The organism is Pseudoclavibacter soli DSM 23366 (assembly GCF_000423505.1).
Classification (GTDB): domain Bacteria; phylum Actinomycetota; class Actinomycetes; order Actinomycetales; family Microbacteriaceae; genus Pseudoclavibacter_A; species Pseudoclavibacter_A soli.
In genome coordinates this window covers 1-20,029 of the sequence record NZ_KE384027.1, presented here as the reverse complement: position 1 = coordinate 20,029, position 20,029 = coordinate 1, and the positions used below count along the sequence as shown (strand labels likewise).

The window sequence follows — 20,029 nt, the reverse complement described above, 5'->3', positions numbered from 1 at the left end:
GTCAGCGGCTCAGCCAGTTGCGCAGCCGTGCGGTGACGAAGGGCAGCACGACATAGACCATCACGGGCGTCAGGATGCTCACGCTCAGCAGCGTGCGCCAGCCCAGTGGTATCTCGTTCCAGCCAGGCACGAAGTGCGCGGTCAGCAGGGTGAAAACGATGTTGGTCGGCGCGAATCCCAAGAAGATGCTCACCGCCTGCTTCCAGCGCGGAGGAGCGACGGGTTCGACGGCCAGTGGCTGCTCGTCGAACCAGCCCTCGATGCCGCTGAGGCGCCGATGGGTCTCACTGACTACCAGTTCACGGCCGGCGAGGAGCCATTGGCTGCGCTGCGTCGAGCGCTCCCACTGCTCGAGGGAGGCCTCGTCGGCGAACCGGTAGAGCATCTGCCAGTCGTCGCCGTCGGAGCTCTGCCTGATCCAGCCGGAGCCCAAAAAGCCCGGAAATTTATTCGCAAGGTTGACCCCGGCCTGCACCCAGCGAGTGACTTCGTCGATGTGCCCGGGGGCGACGGTTCGGCGGATCGAGACGGTGACGGCCTGGCTCATGCCGACGATGCTAGCGGTGAGCTGTTACGTGGGTGTTGCGGGCTCAGCGTGTGGCGAACACGAACCCTACGACAGCGGTCACCAAGCTCACCGCAGCGAGCACGAGCGCCAGGGTGATGAGCACGCGGTGCACGAGCAGAAACTTGGTGGCATTGCCCTCGTCATCACGGGCGCGAGGGTCGGCGCTGACGCGGCGCAGGAAAGGCGGCCAAACCAGAACGTTGAAGATGCCGTTGACTAGCAGCAGGGTCGAGAGTGTCACAAGCATGCGGCCAGCCTACCGTCACCAGATGCGCACGCGCGCGTCTTTGTCGAGCCACAGGCGATCGCCGGATGCGGTGGCGAAGACCTCGTGGAACGCATCGAGATTGCGCACCACCTGGTTGGCTCGCAGATCGTTCGGTGCGTGCGGGTCGACCGTGAGCAGGCGCACGGCCTCTTCGGTGCGACGTTTCTCGGCCCAGACCTGCGCCCAGGCCAAGAAGAACCGCTCGGCTCCGGTGAGCCCGTCGATGACTGGTGCCTCGGCCCCATCGAGCGAGATCTGATAGGCCTGCCAGGCGATTGACAGCCCCGACAGATCAGCGATGTTCTCGCCGAGCGTGAGCGCACCGTTGACCGTGTGACCTGGCGCATCGAGGGGCTCGAGCACGTTGTACTGCGCGACCAACGCTGCGGTCAGACGGTCGAAAGCGGCGCGGTCGTCGGCCGTCCACCAGTCGGTCAGGCGGCCGTCACCGTCGTATTTCGAGCCCTGATCGTCGAAACCGTGGCTGATCTCGTGGCCGATCACCGCGCCGATGCCGCCGTAGTTAGCGGCGTCGTCGGCCTCGGGGTCGAAGAACGGCGGCTGCAAGATGGCCGCCGGAAAGACGATCTCGTTGAAGCCCGGGTTGTAGTAGGCGTTGACCGTCTGCGGGGTCATGAACCACTCGTCGCGGTCGATGGGGCGACCGATCTTACCGAGCTCGCGTGCCTGCTCGAAGCGGCCGATCGCACGCACGTTGCCGATCAGGTCGTCGCGCGAGATCTCGAGGCTGGAGTAGTCGCGCCACTTCACCGGGTAGCCCACCTTGGGGGTGAACTTCTCGAGCTTGGCGAGGGCCAGACGCTTGGTGTCGTCGCCGAGCCAGGTCAGCGAGTCGATCGAGCGGCGGTAGGCCTCGATGAGGTTGGCGACGAGTTCGTCGATGCGGGCCTTGGCGTTCGGCGGAAAGTGCCGAGCGACGTATTCACGGCCGACCGCCTCACCGAGACCGCCCTGCACCAGCGAGACGCCGCGCTTCCAGCGGGGGCGCAGCTCGGGGGTGCCGCTGAGGGTGTGGCCGTAGAAGCCGAAGTTGAGCTGCACGAACGCACTCGAGAGGTAAGGCGCGGCCGAGCGCACGATGTTGGCGGCCAGCCAGGCGCGCCAGGCGGGCAGCCGGTCTTCGGTGAGCAGCGCGGCTAGGCCCGTGATCGCCGAGGGCTGGGCGACCACCACTTCGTCGAGCACGCTGCGAGGGATGTCGGCCGCGGCCAGGTAGGTCGGCCAGTCGATGGTGGGGGCGAGTGCGGTGAGCTCGGCGAAGGTGCGCAGATTGTAGGTCTTTTCGATCTCGCGGCTGGCCACGACATCCCAGTGCGCGGCGGCGATCTCCGTCTCGAGGTCGAAGACCAGGCGCGCTTGGGCAGCGGGTTCGGTCAGACCCGCGAGCTCGAAGAGCTTGGTGAGGTAGGCCAGATAGACGGTGCGGATGTCGGCGAACTTGTCTTCGCGGTAGTACGACTCGTCGGGCAGACCGATGCCGCCCTGCAGCAGAAATGGCACGTAGCGGTCGGGCTGACCGGGGTCGTTGTCGACGTAGAGGCCGAAGAAGCCGCTCGAACCGCGCTCCTCGGCTCGGCCCACGGCCTGCACGAACTCAGCGATGGTGGTCGGCGCCTGTGCTGCAGCGAGGTCTTCGGCGATGGGCGTGGCCCCAAGCTGTTCGGCGCGCTGCTCGTCGAGAAAGCTCGCGTACAGGTCGCCGAAGCGCTGGCGATCGGCTGCGGCGGCATCAGTTCCCTCGCCATCGGCCGCCTGCTCGATGATCTCGCGGATCGCCTGCTCGGCGTCTTCGGCCAGTCGCAGAAAGGCCCCGTAGCGTGCTTTGTCGGCGGGAATCTCGGTGCGGTCGAGCCAGGCGCGGTTGACGTGCAGGTACAGGTCGTCTTGGGGTCGAATCGAGGCGTCGAGATCGGCGATGGCCAGGCCCGAAGGCTGCTGCGGAGTCGAAGATGTCATGTCGCCTAGCCTAGCCAGCCGAGGTGTGCCTAGCATGAGGTATGTCGAATCCATACGATGCACTGCCACAAGTTCCCTCGTTCACCCTGACCAGCGACGACGTTGTCGACGGCCAGACACTGAGTCAGGCTCAGGTCGGCGTCGGTGCGGGCGGCGAGGGCCGCTCCCCGCAGCTGGCCTGGTCGGGGTTTCCCGCGCAGACGCGTAGTTTCGCGGTCACCCTCTACGATCCCGACGCCCCCACCGCCAGCGGGTATTGGCACTGGGCGGTTTACAACATCCCCGCTTCGGTCACCACACTGGAGGCTGGCGCGGGCAACAGCGCAGCCGGCGGTCAGCTGCCGGCTGGCGCGATCGCCCTGGTCAACGACTCCCTCGGGCGCGACTTTGTCGGGGCCGCTCCGCCGGTCGGTCACAAGCCGCACCACTACTACTTTGTGGTGCACGCGCTCGACGTCGACCATCTTGATCTGCCTGAAGGGGCAACCCCGGCGGTGTTGGGCTTCAACCTCTTCTCGCACACCCTGGCTCGCGCCACCCTAGTGGGGGTTTACCAGCGGTAGTGCTTGGTTGTCGTGTGCCGTACGAGACCCAACCCAACGTCAACCAGTGGGGCGGTGTGGGTGAGACATCTGCACAGCGGTGTCGCGAATGGTGAGTATTCGAGTACTTACCCGCTTCTCGTGACACCTGTGTGGCCACGGTTCGCAATTCGTGACACCGGTGTGCACGACTCGCATTTGGCGACACCTGTGTTGTCACGTGCGTGTTCTGTGTCCGAGATCGACACAGGGGTGTCGCGAATGGTGGGTATACGAGTGCTTACCCGCATCTCGTGACACCTGTGTGGCCACTAGGGTGGAGCGGGTGAGCAACCCCGACCCCACAGTGAGTGCAGCGAACCAGCCGAGTGCCGACGGCCGTGAGAGCGGGCGCGAACTCGACAGCCGCATCCGTCAGCTGGCGGTGCCCGCCCTGGGTGCGCTGGTCGCCGAGCCGCTGTTCGTGCTCGTCGACTCAGCCATGATCGGTCATCTCGGGGCAACGCCGCTGGCTGGCTTGAGCATCGCCAGCACCGTGCTGCAGACGGCCATCGGCCTGATGATCTTCTTGGCCTACGCCACCACGCCGCTGGTGGCTCGGCGGCTCGGGCAGGGGCACCGCGACCTCGCACTTTCTGCGGGCGTCGACGGCCTCTGGCTCGCGGCAGCCATCGGCGTGGTGCTCGCTGTCGCTGGGGCGCTCTTCGGCACGCCGGTGCTCGGGCTGTTCACCACAGATCCCGAGGTGCTGGGCCAAGCCAGCGCCTACCTGCGCGTCTCACTCATCGGGGTGCCCGCCATGCTGCTCGTGCTCGCCGCGACCGGTGTGCTGCGCGGCCTGCAAGACACCCGCACCCCACTGCTCGTGGTGGTGCTCGGAGTCATCGCCAACATCGCCCTCAACGCGCTGCTCATCTACGGCCTTGGCTGGGGCATTGCCGGGTCGGCCGCCGGCACGGTCATCGCACAGATCGGCATGGCCGCAGCGCTGGTCGCCGTGGTGGTGCGGCAGGCACTGGCGGCGGGCGCCGATCTGCGGCCGCGCTGGCAGGGAGTGGGCCGGTCGATGCGTGATGGAGGCTGGCTGTTCGTGCGCACCCTCGCCCTGCGCGTCGCGTTGGTGGTGACGGTCTGGTTCGCCGCGAGCCTCGGCACCGCCACCGTGGCCGGCTACCAGGTGCTGTTCACGCTGTTCACCGCGCTCGGCATGGCCTTTGACGCGCTGGCGGTGGCCGGTCAGGCGCTGATCGGTCTCGAACTCGGCGATGGCGACGAGCGTGGGGTGCGCCGCGTGCGCGCCGTGCAGCAGCGTCTGCAGCGGTGGGGGGTGCTGCTGGGTGCCGCGCTCACCGTTGCTTTCGCCGCAGTCGCACCGTGGCTCGGCCGGGCCTTCACCTCTGACGCGGCGGTGCTCGCGGCGCTCACGCCAGGCATCGTGGCCATGGGGCTGACTCTGCCACTGGCCGGCTACGTGTTCGTGCTCGACGGCATTCTGATCGGCGCTGGTGACGGCCGTTATTTGGCGATCGCCAGCGTGATCAACCTGGTGGTGATGGCACCATGGATGCTGCTGGTTGGTTGGGCACACACGGCCGGTTGGATCGCCCCCGAGTGGTCGCTCGTGGCGGTGTGGTCATGCTTTGGCGTCGTCTACATGGCGATGCGCGCGCTCACGCTCGGTCTGCGGGCGCGTGGCACCGCGTGGCTGCGCACCGCTGTGTGAGGTGCACGGGAGCGGTTATCGTCGGGTTCTCTGCGTCGTCGATTTGAGCTGACCAGTGAGCAGAGCCCGTGGTCACACTGGAGCGAGCCTCAGGATGTCGGCGCAGCCGACAGGTGCTCCTGCGAGCGAGCGGAACGTGTGGCCACGGGCTCTGCTGTGCCCGGCGCATCGCTCAGAAAAGCCGTTCGTCGGCGTCGTCGGTGCCGCGCATTGCGTCGTAGTCGAGCACGAGACAGCGGATGCCGCGATCTTCGGCCAGCGTGCGCGCCTGGGGCTTGATCTCTTGGGCGGCGAACACTCCGTGCACGGGAGCGAGCAGCGGGTCACGGTTGAGTAGCTCGAGATAACGGGTGAGCTGTTCAACGCCGTCGATGTCGCCGCGGCGCTTGAGCTCGACGGCGACGTGCTCGCCGTTGGCGTCTCGGGCCATGATGTCGACCGGGCCGATCGCGGTGAAGTACTCGCGGCGGATGAGCTGTGAGCCTTCGCCCAGCAGTTCGATCTGAGCGGCCAGCAGCTCTTGCAGATGGGCCTCGACTCCGTCTTTGATCAGGCCGGGGTCGGTGCCGAGTTCGTGTGTCGTGTCGCTCAGTACCTCATGGATGCTGACGATCAGCCGGTCGCTGGTCTTCGCTTGAGTGACGTTCCAGACTTCGACAACCCCGGCGGCGCGCTGGTCGTCATCAGGCTCGTCGACCTGCAGTGTGGCCGGCGGTGACATCCAGTTGAGCGGCTTGTACGAACCTCCGTCGGCGTGCACGAGCAGCGAGCCATCTGCTTTGAGCATGAGCAGGCGGGTGCCAAGCGGCAGATGGGCGGTGAGGCGGCCGGCGTAATCGACGGTGCACCTAGCTATGACGAGTCGCACATCAAGAGTGTAGTGGGCGCTGCGCGGACATCCTGCCGCGCACATACCTCGCTCACAGGTATTGCGCCTTTTTCACATCGCCTTGGCGTGCGCGGTAGAGTAAATCATTCGAGCACCAATCCCCGGCCGAAGGAACATCGATGCCACAGTCTCGGCGCGAGCGTCGTGAAGCGGAGCAGGAGCGTGCGCTGGAACTGCTCGCTGATCGCGACGACTCTGCACGCGAGTACACGCCGATTGCTCACCATGGTCGGCTGAAACGCGCTGGCGGTGGGGTCAAGGGCGCACTGAAATGGACGGCTCTGGTCGCCACCATGGCCGTGCTCGCCGTGGCAACGCTCGGTGGTCTGCTGTTCTGGTCGGTGCAGAAAGACATCACCTACTTCGAGTTCACCAACGAAGACGGCAGTGAACAGGTGGCCTCACTCGACGGCCCGGTGAACTTTCTGCTGATCGGCTCTGACACTCGCAAAGATCAGGGTGACGGCTTCAGCGCCGAAGATAAAACCAGCGATCTGGCTGACGTCATCATGCTGCTGCACATCTCAGCCGACCATAAGACGGCGGTGGCGGTGAGCTTTCCGCGCGACCTGATGGTGGCCATCCCCTCGTGCACTGGCTCTGATGGCACGGTATACCCGGCGCAGTCGAAGGCGCAGATCAACACCAGCATCACCTACGGTGGCGCAGGGTGCACCGCGTTGACCGTCGAGAAGCTCACCGGGATCGACATTAGCTACGCAGCCAAGATCGACTTCAAAGGCGTCATCGAGATGACAAATGCGATCGGCGGTGTCACAGTGTGTGTGAGCGACGACATCAACGACAACGACTCGGGTCTTCATCTGACCGCCGGCGAGCACACCATTCAAGGTTCAGATGCGCTTGCGTTCCTGCGCAATCGTCATGGGGTGGGCGACGGCAGCGACCTCGGGCGCATCAGTTCGCAGCAGGTCTATCTCTCGTCGCTGGTGCGCAAGATCAAAGAAGACGGTACGCTGAGCAACCCCGTTCAGCTTTACGACCTGGCGTCTGCGGCAGCCCGCAATATGCAGTTCTCGTCGAACTTGAGCGATGTCAGCACGCTGGCGAGCCTGGCGGCTACGGCGGCCAACATCAACCTCGACGATGTGGCGTTCATTCAGGCGCCGGTGGTGGCAGACCCCTCAGACAAGAACCGGGTGGTGCTCGACTCATCGCTGTCGAAGACGCTGTTCACCGCGATTGCCTCGGGCAATGGCGTGGTGCTCAATCCCGACTCTGAGACCGGCCGCGGATCAGAGGTAGTTGGTGAGGCTGAAGACGACACCGCGTCGCCCAGCGCCGAGGCCTCGCCGAGCGCTGAAGCAGACAGCGGTTCGTCTGAATCTGCGTCAGCATCGCCCAGCGCCTCGTCGAGCAGCGAACCCGTTGTGTTGCCCGAGGGCATCATCGGACAGACCGCCAAGACCAAGACCTGCGCCAAAGCGAACAACTGACGGTTGCGGTCGTGACCCGACCACGTCATCCGCTATGATGATCTGGTGCCCAATCGGGCACGATGGAGACGTCGCATAGTCTGGTCGAGTGCACCACCCTGCTAAGGTGGAGTCCCGGGTTCCGGGACCGAGGGTTCAAATCCCTCCGTCTCCGCAAATAGCCCCTCTCCCGCGTAAAATCAAGGGAGAAGGGGTTATTTTTTGCTTTTAACGACACTACAAGCGACACTACTCCCGCCCTGCACCCCGCCCCGCCGCTGCTTCCGACGCAATGTCTGCAGGAGCAGCGCATTATCTGCAGCAAGACGGCGCGTTGTGCGAACTTTGCGTTGGAGGCGTGGACATTGCGTCTGTAGGCGCGTGCACGGGTAATCGGGGTGGTCTGGTGAGCACCGAGCGCGTTTTCAACGGCGTGCGCATGTTTTCGACATTTTGGGCGGTTTTAGGGTGAGATGTTGCGCATCCTGTCGAGATGGTGCGCGGTTGCAGCGGCGCGTTGTGAGGTGATTACTTCTCGGCGTGCACCGTTGCCGTGTACATGGGCTACGGTGTCCCTGTGTCCTCCCCCATTCTGCTGTTGCTCGTTCTGATGCTCATCGGGTCGTTTGCCCAGCGTGTCACCGGTATGGGCTTCGGGCTCGTGGTCTCACCTTTCGTCGTGCTGCTGCTTGGGCCGTACTCGGGTGTGATGATTCTCAACCTGGCCGCCGTAGTCTCGGCAACGCTCGTGCTTACCCGGGTGTGGCGCGATGTCGACTGGCACCGCCTAGCTCTGCTGGCACCGACAACATTGCTGGGCATTGTCGCCGGTGGGATGCTCGCGCACGCACTTGCCGCCGATTGGCTTGAGCTCATCGTGGGTGGTCTGCTCGTGGTCGGTCTGGCCACATCGCAGCTGATCGGCCGCACGGGCTTTGTCGGGCGATCGAAAAACTGGACGATCGGCAGTGGCTTCGCTGCCGGAGTGATGAACTCCGCGGCTGGTATTGGAGGGCCGGCCATGACGGTGTGCGCTGTGCTGACGCGATGGCCCCAGCGAAGTTTCTCGGCGACGCTGCAGCCGTTCTTCATGATGACCGGGGTGGCCTCGTTCATCACCAAGTACGTCATCGATCCCGAGCGCATGCTGCAGCTTGACTGGATTGTGTGGGCCGGCGTGCTCACGGCGATTCTGCTGGGGGTGGGGCTCGGTGGGCTCGTGGCGCACCGCATCTCGGCGACCGTCGGGCGCCGGGTGGTCTACGGCCTCAGCTATGCGGGCGGTCTGTTGACGCTGCTGAAGGGGCTTGCCGCCGTTATCGGCTGATGAAGTCGATGATCACCCGAGCAGCGGGTCGCGGGTTCGAGATCATCGTTTCGTGGCCGAGGCCCGGGAGCTGTTCGAAGCTGGCCTGCGGCACGAGATCGGCGCATTCGCGCACCCAGACCTCGGGGCAGACGAGATCGTCGGCGCCGCGCAGAACCAGCGTGGGCTGGCTCACCTTCGGCAGCACGTCTTCGAGATGGTGGCGCATCATCACGCGCAGTTTGCCTACAAACCAGCGCGGCCCGACGCGCAGGTAGCTCAGTGCGCCCAAGCGCAGCACATGCTGGCTGTCGTCACGCAGGTCTTCGGTCATATGGCTGACCTGCTGCACGACCGTACGAGCATGACGATCGACTGTGGGCGCCATCAGCACGAGGCGTTCGACCAGCGCAGGATGCCGCACGGCCAGTTCGGTGGCCACCTGGGTGCCCATTGAATGGCCGATCAGGGTGACCGGCACAGCGATACCTGCCGCGGCCATCCATTCGGCGATGAGATCTGCGGTTTCGGCGATGTCGCGCGGCTCGCCCAACTCGGGTGAGTGCCCGAAGCCGGGGAGATCAGGGGCCCACACCTCGCCTACCGCGCTCAACTGGCGGGCCAACCCTAAAAGCGTCACCCCGGCCATGCCGATGCCGTGGATCAGGACGAACGTGTGTGCGGGTGATGTATTTGATATGCGCCATGGGGCATGTAAAGCAGAGATGCGGGCGTCGCCTAAACGCGTCACCACGCGGCGAAGCGATTCAGGAGTGAGTGGCTCGCGTGGCTGTGCGGGTGCCGGAGTCACCGTGTGCCTTCGTCGGAACGGCGGTGAAAGACGCTGTTCCACGTGGAACGCACGCCATCGCGGAAAGCCTGGCGGGACTCTTTGGTGCGCAGCACGCCGATGACTGCGGGCGCTACCGAGGCCAACAGAATCACCACGATGATCGGCAGCAGCACCTGGTCGATCTCGAGCCCCATGCTGCTGAACCATGCGCCCAAGAAATACCCGGCATAGGTGATACCGGTAGCCCAGAGCAGGGCGCCGACGATGTTGTAGCCGAGAAAGTGCAGGTAGCGCATTCGAGTGACGCCGGCGACCGTCGGCACGAAGGTGCGCACAATCGGCACGAAACGTCCGATCACGATGGTCTTGCCGCCGTGGCGATGATAGAAAGCGCGAGCGCGGTCGAGGTGCGCCTGTTTAAACAGACGCGAGTCATCGCGCTCGTAGAGGCGCACGCCGAAGTGCCGCCCGATTTCGTAGCCGCAGGTGTCGCCCAGCACGGCTGCGGCCCACAGCAGCAGCACGGTCAGGTGGATGTTGAAGGGCAGCAGCCCCGCGTGCACCAAGTAGCCGGTGGTGAATAACAGACTGTCGCCGGGCAGAAAGAAGCCGATCAGCAGACCGGTCTCGGCGAAGACGATCAGGGCGACGCCGATCAGACCGGCGGTCTGAATGAACTGCGTGAGCTCAATGCCGGGAATCATGGGGTTCCGTTCCGGAAGGAGTGTTTTGGTGCGCTGACGCGCCCGTTCAGCCTACCGCGGTCGATGAGCCGGCCTGTGAATGACTGCGAGAGTCACAACAATGCCGTGATGGTCTCCCAGACGAGTTTGAGGTTGAGCACAGTGAGCACGGCAGTCGCCAGCCAGCCCAGCATGGTCACCCAGCGGGGGTTGGCGAACTGGGTGCCCATGATGCGCTTTGACGAAGTGAACCAGACCAAGGGCACCATGGAGACAGGCAGAGCGATGCAGAGAAAGACCTGAGAGTTGACCAGCAGGCTATCGAGCGCCTGTTCGCTGCCACCGTAGATCAGGGTGCAGGCGATCACCGGAATCACTGCGAGCCCGCGGGTGATCACGCGACGTGCCCACAATGGCATACGCATGCGGATAAAGCCCTCCATCACGACCTGGCCGGTGAGCGTGCCGGTGATGGTCGAGTTCTGGCCGGAGGCAAGCAGTGCGACAGCGAACAGGGTGCTGAGCACTGGAGAGGCGACCGCGCCGGCGAGGGAGGAGTCTTGCAGTGCGTTGTAGAGAGAGCTGAATGTGCCGAGGTCGCTGTCGACGCCGAAGAAGAGTGCGGCGCCGAGCAGCAACAGTAGGCAGTTGATGACGAATGCGGCAGACAGTTGGATGTTCGAATCCCAGGTCGCGAAACGCACGGCTCGTCGCTTCTCGGCATCGTCTTCTCGCGCGTAGTCGCGCGACTGCACGATCGCCGAGTGTAGGTACAGGTTGTGCGGCATGACCGTGGCGCCGACGATACCGAGCGCGAGGGTCAGCTGCGCCGGTTCGAGAATCTGTGCCTGGGGCACAAAGCCCTGGAAGACCGCGGGCAGGTCGGGCTGGGCGATGATCACCTCATAGACGAAGACGACCATGATGGTGGCGATCAGGGTGACGACGATCGCCTCAATCTTGCGGAACCCGATGTGCAGCAAGAGCAGCAGCAAGAACACGTCGAGCACGGTGAGGATGACGCCGACGACCAGGGGCATGCCGAACAGCAGGTGGAGGGCGATCGCTGCGCCGATCACCTCGGCGATGTCGGTGGCCATGATGGCCAGCTCGGTGATGATCCAGAGTACGAAGCCGGTGCGGCGGCCGGTGTGAGCTCGGGTGGCCTGGGCGAGATCCATGCCCGTGACGATGCCGAGTTTCGCCGCCATGTACTGCAGCAGCATGGCGGTCAGACTCGAGACGAGGATCACGCTCAAGAGCAGGTAGCCGAACTGGGAGCCGCCGCCGATGGAGGTGACCCAGTTGCCTGGATCCATGTACCCCACGGCGACGAGGGCGCCGGGGCCCGAGTAGGCGGCCAGGGTGCGCCAAAACCCGGCGTGCGCGTCAGGCGTGCGCACGGTGCCATTGATCTCCTGCAGCGACGGCCCGTTGGCCGGCTGAATCAGGCGTGCACGTGAACGCGCTGAGTCTGCATGCATCAGTAGTTCTCCTTGTGAGCGATTCGGGCGCGACCAAACCACACCCTGTAATAGTTTTACCATACTAATATCAAAGTTTGGTTACCCGAACATACCCCGATGCTCGATTGCTCGGTGGTGTCACAGGGCTTCGCTACGCTGAGAGCTGCAGAAACAGCGAAAGGCAATGAGCATGGCGCACGACTCGGTGGTGCACGCGCGGCGTGAGCGCGGTGTGCTGCGCGTGCTCGACAACGTCTTTTTTCTGTACGCCGGTCTTGCCACCTTCTGGCTGGCCCTGCTGCTGCTCGAAGACGCCACCCGCATGGGGTGGCGAGCGCTGCCGCTGCTCGTTGTGTTTTGGGGGCTGCTGGCCTATCTGGCTCTGCCTCGTCTGCACCGCATCCTGAGCTCGATCTACGTGCCTGACTACTTCATCGGGCGCACGCGCACCAGCGACGGTCTGCTGGGCGACCCGGTCAACCTGGCACTGCTCGGCGACGAAGACCGAGTGCACCAGGTGATGCGGGCTGCCGGCTGGACTCTCGCCGATGAGCTGACCCTCGCATCCAGCGTGCGCATTGTGGTCTCGACACTCACCCGACGCAGCTATGACGAGGCTCCGGTGAGCCCGCTGATGCTCTTCGGTAGACAACAAGACTTCGCCTATCAGCAAGAGGTCGCGGGCAACCCGGCCAAACGCCATCATGTGCGATTCTGGCGATGCCCTGACGGCTGGCTGCTGCCCGGTGGCCATCGAGTTGACTGGCTGGCGGCGGGCACCTTCGACCGGGCGGTCGGTTTTTCGCTGTTCACGCTGCAGATCACTCACAAGATCGACGAAGACACCGATGTCGAGCGCGACCACATCGTATCGACGGTGCTCGGGGCGGGCGAGGGCGCGCGAGTGTATCTGCTCAAAGACTTCTCGACTGGCTACCACTCCCGAAATGGCGGTGGCGACTCGATTCGCACCGACGGCGATCTGCCGGTCATCGATGTGCGTGGTGTCAACGATCAGCCCGAGCCGGCGGGCATTGCCCCGCTCGCGGTGGCGACGGCCGCCGCCGCTGGGCGAGCCGACGCGGTCGGCAAGCGCGTGGCCTTCGATCTCACACGCGGCGAACGGATGGCCGAGGCTGCGGCAGCCGAACAGGTGCGTCGGCATGGCCGCCCGGCCACTATCGTCTTCGGAGCGTTTGCCGTGTTCACACGGGTGGCGCTCACCGTGCTCGCTCTGGCAGCCGTGCTCACCCCGGGAGTGCAGAGCGCTGACCGTCTGCTCGCCGACTTGGCTGGCTGGTCGCCAGATCAAGGCGCAGTTGTCGCTGTGCTCATTGCTGGTGCGGCTCTGATCGCCTTCGAGCTGACGCTCGGGGTGATGGTGCTTCGCGGGGTGGGAGTGGCGCGTCTGGTGGTCATGGCAATGTCTGCGGTGTCGACTGCGACCGTGTTCGTCGACTGGTACGTCGACGGTCGACTGGTCGACGGGCTCGGTGAAGTCGCCACGATCGCCGCCAACATCCTTGTGCTGCTCGCGCTGTCGAGCGTCGACGCCCGTGAGTACACCTGGCAGCACGATCGTGCCGACGCGAAGCGCGCGACAGAGGGCTTGCACTGAGTGCAAACTTGCACGTAGTGTAAAGACGTGACCGAGACCACCAGCCGCCGTGATCGAAACCGCAGGGCCACCCGTACGGCCATCAGCGACGCATCCATCGCGCTGGTCATCGAACATGGTCGCGAAGCGGTCACGGTCGAGCGCATTGCCGAGCAGGCGGGCGTGTCGCGACGCACGTTTTTCAACTACTTCTCCAGCATCGATGCCGCGCTGAACGCACCCACCGACGACCTCCTGGCCCGAGTGCTCGACGAAGTCGATACTCGCTCCCGTGACGAGAGCCTGGTCGAGACCGTGCTGCGGGTGATCTCGGCCAATGTCACACTCGACTACCTGCAGGTGTGCCTCGACCTCGACCGAGCTATCGGCGGGCACGCCGAATACGTGCGCTACGAGCTCGAGAGCTGGGAGCACGCCGCTCGCAGCTTCGTTCATGCGCTGGTGGCACAGGGCGGGCACCAAGCCGATGGCGGCCTGCGCCTGACCGTGTTCGTGGCCTCGGTCTTCGGCAGCGTTCGTGCCACCATGACCGACTGGCTCACGGCAGTCGACCATCCCATCACAGAAGCCGATCTGCGCGAGCTCAAACAGCTCATGCTCAGCACCGTCGAGGTGCTGCGCGACGGCTTCGCCGACCTCTGACCAGTGTTTTCCGACCCCCAAGGAGACTTCTCATGGCAGCACTTCTCGCACGACTCGGGCGCTTCAGCGCCGCACACCGCAGGTTCATCACAGCGATCTGGTTGGTCGTGCTGCTGGCAGTTGGCGCAGCGGTTGCGCTGTTCTCCGGCACCACGAGCAATACCTTCACGATTCCGGGCACCCAATCGCAGCAGTTGATCGATCGACTCGAGCAGCGCATCCCCGCCTCGTCTGGCGGCACAGCGAGCATCGTGTTCGACGCCGGCGAGGGTCAGACCTTCACCGAAGACCAAGAGGCAGCCATCACCCGCGCACTGGCTGAGGTGGCAGACCAATCGGCCATTGCCTCGGTGATCGATCCGTTCGTGACCGAGCGCCAGCTCGATGAGGCACGTGAGCAGGTTGAGGCCGCCCAACCCCAGGTCGATCAGGCCACTGCCCAGCTGGCCGCTGGGCGCACCCAAATCGAGACGGCCCAGGGGCAGGTGCAACAGCTGCGTCAAGCGCGCGATGCCGCGCAGACGCAGGGCGCCCAGGCGCAGGCGCAGGCGCTCACCGCGCAGCTCGACGCCGCGCAGCAGCAGATTGATGCGCAGCAGGCCCAGCTCGACGCTGCGCAGCAGCAGCTTGACACCCAGTCAGCCGAACTGTCGCGAGCCGAGCGCTCGCTCGACGCTGCAGCCGACGTGCACTTCGTCTCAGAGAACGGGCGCGTGGCGCAGGCACAGCTGACCTTCACCACCTCGGCCGAGAGTGTGGCAGCCGCTGATCGCTCCGACATCGTCGACACCGTCACCCAGCAGTTGAACGGCACCGGTGTGACCGCCGAGTACAGCACCGAGATCGTCTCTGACCTCTCATCGCTGATCGGCCCCGGCGAAATCCTCGGCCTTGTGGTCGCCGCCCTCGTGCTCGTGATTATGCTCGGCACCCTCATCGGTGCCGGGCTGCCCCTGCTGATGGCTTTGGTCGGCGTCGGTGTCGGCGTCGGGGGCACCTTCGCCCTCACCGGTGTGATCGAGATGACCTCAGTGTCGCCGATGCTCGCGCTCATGCTTGGTCTGGCCGTCGGCATCGACTACTCGCTGTTCATCGTCAACCGTCACCGCACGCAGCTGAAGCAGGGTATGAGCGTGACCGACTCCATTCCACTAGCCGCTGGCACCGCCGGCAACGCGGTGATGTTCGCCGGGCTCACCGTGGTGATCGCACTGGCAGCGCTCGCGGTGCCCGGCCTGCCGTTTCTGACCGTCATGGGCCTGGCCGGTGCGGCGACCATCGTGGTCGCGGTGCTCGTGGCGCTCACGCTGACACCGGCCGTGCTCGCATTCGTGGGCCCGCGCATCCTCAGCCGTCGCGAGCGCGCTGCGCTGGCTGTCAACCACGACGTTGGCCCGCAGGATGCACCGGTCGCCCCAGCCCCGGCTGCGCGTCGCCGTCGCCGGGACTGGGGGCGACTCGTCACCGGTCACCCTGTGCTGTCGCTGGTGGCGGGCGTCGTGATCGCCGGGCTGCTGGCGGTGCCGGCTGCGTCTCTGCGGCTGGGCCTGCCCGACGGCAGCTCTGAAGAGCCCGACAGCACCGGGTATCGCGCCTATCAGCTGATCGCTGAGAACTTCGGCGCCGGCGCCAACGGGCCACTGATTGTGGTGGCCGAGCTGCCCGAGACCGTCACCTCGGCCACCGCAGCCGAAGACGCCGCACTCGATCTCGCCGACCACCTGCGCGACATCGACGGCGTGGCGGCTGCCGTGCCCGGTGCCTACAGCGATGATCACCGCACTGCGGTGCTGCAGGTGATCTCGGCGAACGGGCCGGCCAGCAGCGAGACCGAGCAGGTGGTCGATGAGATTCGGGCGAGTGCTGCCGACATCGAAGCTGAAACCGGCGCCTCGATTGGCGTCACCGGTCTGGCTGCGGCCAATATCGACGTCTCGCAGAAGCTCGGTGATGCACTGCCGCCTTATCTGGCGATCGTGATCGGGCTGTCGCTGCTGCTGCTGATTCTGGTCTTCCGCTCGATCGTGCTGCCGGTGCTTGCTACAGCCGGGTTTCTGCTGTCGCTGGCGGCCAGCCTCGGCGCCACGGTGGCCATCTACCAGTGGGGCTGGCTGGCTGGCCTGTTCGGCGTGCACGACCCCACGTCGGTGCTGAGCTTTCTGCCGATCATTCTGATCGGTGTGCTCTTCGGGCTGGCCATGGACTATCAGATGTTCCTCGGCTCGGGCATGCGCGAGAGTTTCGCACACGGGGCGACGCCCCGGCAGGCGGTGCTGCACGGGTTCACTGTGGGCGCACGGGTGGTCACCGCCGCGGCGATCATCATGGTCAGCGTGTTCGCCGGGTTCATCTGGGCCGAACTCACCATGATTCGCCCGATCGGCTTCGCCCTGGCGTTCGGCGTGCTCATCGATGCCTTCCTGGTGCGCATGACGATCATTCCGGCGGCGATGCACCTGCTCGGGCGCTCGGCCTGGTGGATGCCAAAGTGGCTTGATCGCATCCTGCCCGACGTCGATGTGGAGGGCGCGAAGTTGCAGCGGCCGGCGGGCTGAGGCCGTCGATCACGTCGGGCGGTCAGGCGGGCGAGCCAGGCCAGACGCGTCAGTAGTTCAAGCGCTGCCGTGGGGCGGGACGGTTCAGCTCTGGCTGCGACGGGTCAGTCCGGGATGTCGTTCTCATCGGCGTGCTGATCGTTGAGCGTGTTGGGTGAGTTCTGCGGCGTCCGGATTTCTATCAGGTATCAGGGCTCGCGGAAGGTATGTTCGAGGCGGTCCAGGATGGGTTTCACGAGATACGAGAGAATCGTGCGACTCTCGCCGGTGACGTAGACTTCTGCGTTCATGCCGGGCTGTAGCTGTACGTCGTCATCGAGGCGATCGATCTCGCTCTGGGGTATTCGCAAGCGCGCCAGATAGTGACTTGGCGTGTTCTGCTCGTCGGTGACGAGGTCCGGTGAAACCGAGTCGATGATCGTGCTGAGCTGGGGCGTGGTAACGCGGCTCAGGCCGGTGAAGGCGACACGGGCAGCGGCTCCGGCATGCACCTGGTCGATGTCGTCGGGGGCGATGCGCACATCGATGGTCAGGTCTCCGGCATCCGGTCTGATCTGCATGATGACTTGCCCGGCTGTGACGACGGTGTCAGTTGTGTCCACGGAGGTGTTGAAGACGGTCCCCGATACCGGGGCGGTGAGCGTGAGTTGTGAGAGCTGCAGTTCAAGCGCGCTCACGTTGTCCCGTGCCGTCTGTGCGGCCGCGTTCAGCTGAACGAGCGAGTTCGTCGCGGTTGATCGTTGATCGGCGGTCGTCTGATCGAAAGCGGCCTGGATGCCTGTTCGTGTCTGTTCCGCGGTACGGACGGCCTCGTCAAGTTGATCCGCCTGTGCTTCGGCCTGCTGCCGTTGAGACTCGAGCACCGTCACCTGGGCCTCTGCGGAAGGCCCCAGGGCTTGCGCCGCATGGAGCTGATCGGTCACGCTCGTCAGCTGATCTCGTGCATCGGATGCGCTCGTCTGTGCACTGGTGATCTCGTGGTCGGCCTCTGCGAGATCCTGACGGAGCTGTCTGGCGCGGAGGTCCTCTGCTGCGAAGTGGGCGTCCAGTGCCGTCTGTGCACCACTGAGAATATGCTCTGCCTGGTCTCCCATGAGATCCCTCGACTGCTGATCGACAGTGAGCGTTCTCTGACCATCGACTTGATCTTGCATCATGATCGCCTGTGTGATCGCCTCGCCAGCCGCATGCTGGGCACTGGTCAGCTGACCTCTGACCTCCGTGTCATCGAGTTCAGCGAGCACCTCTCCCTGCTCGACGTGCTGGGCTTCCGACACAGGCAGTGCTTCCACGCGCCCGGCCACGGTGAAGGCAATGTTCTGCGTACCGGCGCTTCCAGTCACAGTGCCGGATGCAGTGACGGCGGAGTCGATATGAACGAGCGCTGCCGTCGTGACCATGGTGACCAAGAGCACGACAATCGTCACGGCGCCACCGACTGCCAGTCGTCGTGCGGAGTGGATCTGAGAGGAGCGGGGCTCTTGTCGACCGCTGTGTGTTCCATCCTGGCTCATCGGTCGATGACCTCCAAGGCGGCTTTCAACGTCTTCTCACGGGGACCGAAGAGCACCTGCCGTCCTTCCTGCAGCATGAGAATGTGCGTCGTCAGCGGCAGCAGACTTGGGCGGTGCGTGACGATGACCACGACGTGTTCGGTGCTGCGCAGAGCGCGCAGAGCCTGATGAAGCGCCGACTCGCCCCGGTTGTCGAGGCTGGCGTCGGGCTCGTCGAGCACGAGGAGAAAAGGGTTGCCATACAGTGCACGGGCGAGTGCCACGAGTTGGCGCTGGCCGCCGGAGAGCTCGGTGCCGCGTTGTGTGATGATCGTGTCGTAACCGGCGGGCAGCGAGAGGATCGCCTCGTGGACGCCCGCCTGACGGGCTGCTGTGATGATCTGGGCGCTGGAGGCGGTCGGAGAGAATCGTGCGATGTTCGCGGCGACGGTGCCGTCGAACAATTCGATGCGTTGAGGCACGTAACCGATCTGTGTTCCGAGACGGTCACCGTACTGGCATATCTCGGCACCGTCGAGCAGTACTCTGCCCGAGGTGAGCAACCGTACACCGACGCAGACCTGGGCGAGGGTGCTCTTTCCTGCGCCGGCGGCTCCGAGCACGCCGAGCACCGACCCTGTGGGGAGTGTCAGGTCGATGTTTCGCAGCAGCACGCGTGAACGGTCGGTGCTGAGCAGGCTCGCATCCTCCACGGTGAATGACCTACTGGGCGCGGGAAGCTGTGTCGTGGGCGGCTCATTTGCGGGTAGGGCGAGGACTTCGGCGATACGCCGTGAGGCATCCCGGGTCTCTTGAAAGGACCGCCAGCGGCCGACGACCTGACTGATGATGGCGATGGCTCTTGCTGTGGTCACGGTGGCGGCGATGATCGATCCAGGCGACATCTCATCGAGAATGACGAAGTACGCACCGGAGGCGAGCACGAGAGACTGCGAGAAGAGTGTGGCGGCGCGACCTGTCGCCCCGATGGCCGTCGTCTGGTCTGTGGTGGTCGCTTCAGATGCGCGCAGCTGCCGGGTCGACTCCTCCCAGCGGGATTCGATCATCTCGATCATGCCCATCGCCGTGGCCTCTTCGACTCCCTGTCTGCCGTTCTCCGAGGCAAGTCTGCGCTGGTCTCGCTGAGTTCGGGTGCTGCGCACGGCTCGTGCGGAGACGAGTTCGTTGAGCAGCATCAACGCAAGCTGCACGGCGATGCAGGCGAGGGCGACCCAGCCGATCGTCGAATGCAGCACGAACACCACGCAGATGTAGACGAGGGCCCATGGGAGGTCGAGGAATGCGAGGGCGGACCCGTTGGTGATGAACGCGTGCACGGCGTCGCCATCGGCGACAGGGTCATGCCGCAGTCGGCTGCGCAGGCTCCCGGCGAGACCGGCGTGGAAGAGGGACGGACGTATCCGCTCGTCGAGAGCGTCGCCCAGCCGATTCGAGATGCGCAGGCGCAGGGCATCGATGACCCCATAGAAGGCGAAGAGCACGGCCACGATGATCGTGAGCGCTACAAGTGTCGGCACAGACCGCGAATTGAGCACGCGATCGTAGACCTGCATCATGAAGAGCGGGCCGGTCAGCACCAGTACGTTGCTGACCAGACTGAGCACGATCAGGCCGATGACCACGGGGCCGAATCCCGAGAAAAGGTTCTCCCTCCGAGCCTTTCCGGGTACGAGTGCGGTCGTTCTGCGGCTCATCACACGAAGCGAAAATCGTCGACCGTCAAATCGTTTGCGGCAACTCCCTGCAGCAGGATTACATCGGCTTCTCCGAACTCGAGGCTGACACCGGAGGTCGTCCCGACGACGTGTGCCAGTGCATCGTCGAATGTCGACACTCCGTATTGCTGGAGGTCGATCAGATCCTGCCCGCCGCGGACATGGGCAGTAAAGTCCTTCACCACATCATGGCCGGAGTCTGGGCCGAAGATGAGCACGTCGTGCCCTGACCCGGACCAGATGGTGTCGTCACCGGTTCCGGCGTCGATGGTGTCGTCGCCCGCGTTCGTGGTGATCGTGTCGTCACCGGCACCCGCGAACACATGGTCCGCGT

At 64.8% G+C, this 20,029-nt stretch carries 16 protein-coding genes, 1 tRNA gene and 1 pseudogene; 8 read left to right on the top strand and 10 right to left on the bottom strand.

Annotated features, from left to right (window positions below; all coding sequences use genetic code 11):
- Position 1 precedes the first annotated feature (1 nt).
- From G557_RS0107680 to G557_RS0107670, 3 genes are read right to left on the bottom strand one after another with little or no spacing between them, the layout of a single operon-like run.
- Positions 2–547 (bottom strand): antibiotic biosynthesis monooxygenase, encoded by a 546-nt coding sequence (locus G557_RS0107680; protein WP_028245586.1) that lies wholly within the window; start codon positions 545–547, stop codon positions 2–4.
- A gap of 43 nt (positions 548–590) precedes the next feature.
- Positions 591–815, bottom strand: a complete 225-nt coding sequence (locus G557_RS0107675) for an SCO4848 family membrane protein (protein WP_028245585.1) — start codon at positions 813–815, stop codon at positions 591–593.
- 15 nt (positions 816–830) lie between these two features.
- Positions 831–2,813, bottom strand: a complete 1,983-nt coding sequence (locus G557_RS0107670) for a M13 family metallopeptidase (RefSeq protein ID WP_028245584.1) — start codon at positions 2,811–2,813, stop codon at positions 831–833.
- A 41-nt stretch (positions 2,814–2,854) separates the two neighbouring features.
- Between G557_RS0107670 and G557_RS0107665 the strand changes: the two genes are divergently transcribed.
- Positions 2,855–3,376, top strand: a complete 522-nt coding sequence (locus tag G557_RS0107665; protein WP_028245583.1) for a YbhB/YbcL family Raf kinase inhibitor-like protein — start codon at positions 2,855–2,857, stop codon at positions 3,374–3,376.
- A gap of 304 nt (positions 3,377–3,680) precedes the next feature.
- Positions 3,681–5,078 carry an MATE family efflux transporter gene (locus G557_RS0107660; protein ID WP_245542786.1) on the top strand — a complete coding sequence of 466 codons (1,398 nt, stop codon included), beginning with the start codon at positions 3,681–3,683 and terminating at the stop codon, positions 5,076–5,078.
- 172 nt (positions 5,079–5,250) lie between these two features.
- On the opposite strand, the gene nucS is transcribed toward G557_RS0107660, so the two are convergent.
- Complete coding sequence (gene nucS, locus G557_RS0107655; protein WP_028245581.1) at positions 5,251–5,946, bottom strand: endonuclease NucS; 696 nt, start codon at positions 5,944–5,946, stop codon at positions 5,251–5,253.
- A 140-nt stretch (positions 5,947–6,086) separates the two neighbouring features.
- Between nucS and G557_RS12385 the strand changes: the two genes are divergently transcribed.
- The 3 genes from G557_RS12385 to G557_RS0107640 all read left to right on the top strand — a co-directional run bounded on the left by G557_RS12385 (position 6,087) and on the right by G557_RS0107640 (position 8,730).
- Positions 6,087–7,424, top strand: a complete 1,338-nt coding sequence (locus tag G557_RS12385) for an LCP family protein (RefSeq protein ID WP_051224852.1) — start codon at positions 6,087–6,089, stop codon at positions 7,422–7,424.
- Between the two features lie 64 nt (positions 7,425–7,488).
- A tRNA-Ser gene (locus tag G557_RS0107645) sits at positions 7,489–7,578 on the top strand.
- Positions 7,579–7,980: 402 nt separating this feature from the next.
- Positions 7,981–8,730 (top strand): sulfite exporter TauE/SafE family protein, encoded by a 750-nt coding sequence (locus tag G557_RS0107640; RefSeq protein ID WP_245542785.1) that lies wholly within the window; start codon positions 7,981–7,983, stop codon positions 8,728–8,730.
- Here G557_RS0107640 and G557_RS14150 read toward each other — a convergent pair.
- From G557_RS14150 to G557_RS0107625, 3 genes are all read right to left on the bottom strand, one after another.
- Positions 8,720–9,460 (bottom strand): alpha/beta fold hydrolase, encoded by a 741-nt coding sequence (locus G557_RS14150; protein ID WP_281167734.1) that lies wholly within the window; start codon positions 9,458–9,460, stop codon positions 8,720–8,722. The two genes, G557_RS0107640 and G557_RS14150, sit on opposite strands and share 11 nt — an antisense overlap.
- A gap of 56 nt (positions 9,461–9,516) precedes the next feature.
- Positions 9,517–10,206 carry a DedA family protein gene (locus G557_RS0107630; RefSeq protein ID WP_028245579.1) on the bottom strand — a complete coding sequence of 230 codons (690 nt, stop codon included), beginning with the start codon at positions 10,204–10,206 and terminating at the stop codon, positions 9,517–9,519.
- Between the two features lie 92 nt (positions 10,207–10,298).
- Positions 10,299–11,669: an Nramp family divalent metal transporter gene (locus G557_RS0107625; RefSeq protein WP_036961906.1), complete on the bottom strand. Its 1,371-nt coding sequence runs from the start codon at positions 11,667–11,669 to the stop codon at positions 10,299–10,301.
- A gap of 172 nt (positions 11,670–11,841) precedes the next feature.
- Here G557_RS0107625 and G557_RS12375 point away from each other — a divergent pair, with 172 nt between their 5' ends.
- Genes G557_RS12375 through G557_RS0107610 form a run of 3 tightly spaced genes read left to right on the top strand, consistent with a single transcriptional unit; the run spans position 11,842 to position 16,466 of the window.
- Complete coding sequence (locus tag G557_RS12375; protein WP_051224848.1) at positions 11,842–13,269, top strand: LssY C-terminal domain-containing protein; 1,428 nt, start codon at positions 11,842–11,844, stop codon at positions 13,267–13,269.
- 27 nt (positions 13,270–13,296) lie between these two features.
- Positions 13,297–13,911 carry a TetR/AcrR family transcriptional regulator gene (locus G557_RS13460; protein WP_028245577.1) on the top strand — a complete coding sequence of 205 codons (615 nt, stop codon included), beginning with the start codon at positions 13,297–13,299 and terminating at the stop codon, positions 13,909–13,911.
- A gap of 32 nt (positions 13,912–13,943) precedes the next feature.
- The gene (locus G557_RS0107610; RefSeq protein WP_028245576.1) at positions 13,944–16,466 is read left to right on the top strand and encodes an MMPL family transporter; all 2,523 of its coding nucleotides are present in this window, start codon (positions 13,944–13,946) and stop codon (positions 16,464–16,466) included.
- 188 nt (positions 16,467–16,654) lie between these two features.
- On the opposite strand, the gene G557_RS13455 is transcribed toward G557_RS0107610, so the two are convergent.
- From G557_RS13455 to G557_RS14145, 3 genes and pseudogenes are all read right to left on the bottom strand, one after another.
- A complete protein-coding gene (locus G557_RS13455) occupies positions 16,655–17,980 on the bottom strand; it encodes an HlyD family type I secretion periplasmic adaptor subunit (RefSeq protein WP_028245575.1) in 1,326 nt (441 codons plus the stop codon).
- The gene (locus G557_RS0107600) at positions 17,977–19,674 is read right to left on the bottom strand and encodes a type I secretion system permease/ATPase (RefSeq protein WP_084627071.1); all 1,698 of its coding nucleotides are present in this window, start codon (positions 19,672–19,674) and stop codon (positions 17,977–17,979) included. Before G557_RS0107600 ends, G557_RS13455 begins: the two co-directional genes overlap by 4 nt.
- Positions 19,674–20,029: pseudogene (locus G557_RS14145) on the bottom strand (hypothetical protein); the annotation flags it as partial. The gene G557_RS0107600 and the pseudogene G557_RS14145, both read right to left, overlap by 1 nt.

Coding starts and splice junctions, on each gene's coding strand:
- G557_RS0107680 (WP_028245586.1), bottom strand. CDS start 547: ATGAGCCAGGCCGTCACCGTCTCGATCCGCCGAACCGTCGCCCCCGGG.
- G557_RS0107675 (WP_028245585.1), bottom strand. CDS start 815: ATGCTTGTGACACTCTCGACCCTGCTGCTAGTCAACGGCATCTTCAAC.
- G557_RS0107670 (WP_028245584.1), bottom strand. CDS start 2,813: ATGACATCTTCGACTCCGCAGCAGCCTTCGGGCCTGGCCATCGCCGAT.
- G557_RS0107665 (WP_028245583.1), top strand. CDS start 2,855: ATGTCGAATCCATACGATGCACTGCCACAAGTTCCCTCGTTCACCCTG.
- G557_RS12385 (WP_051224852.1), top strand. CDS start 6,087: ATGCCACAGTCTCGGCGCGAGCGTCGTGAAGCGGAGCAGGAGCGTGCG.
- G557_RS0107630 (WP_028245579.1), bottom strand. CDS start 10,206: ATGATTCCCGGCATTGAGCTCACGCAGTTCATTCAGACCGCCGGTCTG.
- G557_RS0107625 (WP_036961906.1), bottom strand. CDS start 11,669: ATGCATGCAGACTCAGCGCGTTCACGTGCACGCCTGATTCAGCCGGCC.
- G557_RS12375 (WP_051224848.1), top strand. CDS start 11,842: ATGGCGCACGACTCGGTGGTGCACGCGCGGCGTGAGCGCGGTGTGCTG.
- G557_RS0107610 (WP_028245576.1), top strand. CDS start 13,944: ATGGCAGCACTTCTCGCACGACTCGGGCGCTTCAGCGCCGCACACCGC.
- G557_RS13455 (WP_028245575.1), bottom strand. CDS start 17,980: ATGAGCCAGGATGGAACACACAGCGGTCGACAAGAGCCCCGCTCCTCT.
- G557_RS0107600 (WP_084627071.1), bottom strand. CDS start 19,674: ATGAGCCGCAGAACGACCGCACTCGTACCCGGAAAGGCTCGGAGGGAG.